The 1,977-nt window shown below is 61.5% G+C and carries 1 protein-coding gene; it reads left to right on the plus strand.

The annotated features are described in order from the left end of the window. Window positions 1-1,977, plus strand: a 1,977-nt coding sequence (pbpC, locus tag FDX01_RS10585; RefSeq protein WP_249360939.1) for a peptidoglycan glycosyltransferase PbpC, incomplete at its 3' end; no start/stop codon positions are given.

The raw sequence follows: 1,977 nt of genomic DNA on the forward strand, positions 1-1,977 counted from the left end.
CTGACAGGGGCAGCGGTGTGGACGGCGGATAAAATCTGGCCGTTGCCGCTGCATGAGGTTAATCCTGCGCGAGTAGTGGTGGCTCAGGACGGGACGCCGCTGTGGCGCTTTGCCGACGCGGACGGTATCTGGCGTTATCCGGTCACGCTTGAAGAGGTCTCGCCCCGTTATCTTGAGGCGCTCATTAACTACGAAGATCGCTGGTTCTGGAAACATCCCGGCGTCAATCCGTTTTCTGTGCTTCGCGCCGCCTGGCAGGATCTCACCTCCGGGCGCGTGGTCTCCGGAGGCAGTACGCTCACCATGCAGGTGGCTAGGCTGCTCGACCCACATCCGCGCACTTTTGGCGGTAAGTTTCGCCAACTCTGGCGTGCATTCCAATTGGAATGGCATCTCTCCAAACGCGATATCCTGACGCTGTATCTTAACCGCGCGCCGTTTGGTGGGACGCTGCAAGGCGTTGGTGCCGCAAGCTGGGCGTATCTGGGTAAATCACCGGCACAACTCAGCTACTCCGATGCCGCGTTGCTGGCTGTACTGCCGCAGGCGCCGAGCCGTCTGCGTCCGGACCGTTGGCCGGATCGGGCGCAAGCCGCGCGCAATAAAGTGCTCGATCGCATGGCGACGCAGGGCGTCTGGTCGGCAAAACAGGCGCAGGAATCACGCGAAGAACCGGTCTGGCTGGCACCAAGGCAGATGCCGCAATTGGCGCCGTTATTCTCACGCATGATGCTGAACAAAAGCAGCAGCAACAAAATTGTCACCACGCTGGACGCCGGGCTGCAACGTCAACTAGAGGAGCTGGCGCAAAACTGGAAGGGGCGGCTTCCGGCGCGCAGTTCGCTGGCGATGATTGTGGTCGACCATACCGATATGCGCGTACGTGGCTGGGTGGGCTCGGTGGATATGAATGATGACACCCGCTTTGGGCATGTGGATATGGTGAGCGCGATCCGCTCGCCGGGATCGGTGCTGAAGCCCTTTGTCTATGGACTCGCGTTGGAGGACGGACTGGTTCACCCGGCCTCATTATTGCAGGACGTACCGCGGCGTACCGGGGATTATCGTCCGGGGAATTTTGACAGCGGTTTTCATGGCCCGGTAAGCATGAGCGAGGCGTTGGTGCGCTCGCTGAATCTGCCGGCAGTCCAGGTACTGGAAGCCTACGGCCCGAAACGTTTTGCCGCCAGGCTGCGTAACGTGGGGTTACCGTTGTATTTACCGGCAGGGGCTGCGCCAAATCTGTCACTGATCCTCGGGGGCGCGGGAGCCAGGCTTGAGGATATGGTCGCGGCGTACAGCGCCTTTGCCCGTCAGGGAAAAGCAGGAAAGCTCCGTCTGCAGCCGGAAGACCCGCTGCTGGAACGCCCGCTGATGTCCGCTGGTGCGGCGTGGATTATCCGGCGGATTATGGCGGACGACGCGCAGCCCCTGCCGGATAACGCCCTGAGTCGTGTGGTACCGCTGGCGTGGAAAACGGGCACCAGCTACGGCTATCGCGATGCGTGGGCGATTGGCGTTAACTCACGTTACGTGATTGGCATCTGGACCGGCAGACCCGACGGCACGCCGGTGGTGGGGCAATTTGGTTTTGCCAGCGCCGTGCCTTTGCTGAATCAGGTTAACAACCTGCTGCTGGCGCGTGGGACAAACCAGCCTGAAGACCCGCGACCAGAGTCAGTCAGCCGGGGCGTGGTGTGCTGGCCGGGTGGGCAATTTTTGCCCAACGGGGACGGTAACTGTCGTCGTCGTTTAGCCACCTGGCTACTGGACGGTAGCCAGCCGCCTACGCTGTTATTACCCGAGCAGGAAGGGGTTAACGGTATTCGTTTTCCCGTCTGGTTAGATGCGTCAGAAAAACGCGTGGCGCCAGACTGCCCGCAGGCGCGAGAACAGACGTTAATTGTCTGGCCGTTGCCGCTGGAGCCCTGGCTGCCGCCATCCGAGCGGCGAGCCGCACGGCTACCGCCAGTTTCC

Source organism: Citrobacter sp. wls613, assembly GCF_005281195.1.
In the GTDB taxonomy this organism is placed as follows: Bacteria; Pseudomonadota; Gammaproteobacteria; order Enterobacterales; family Enterobacteriaceae; genus Citrobacter; species Citrobacter gillenii.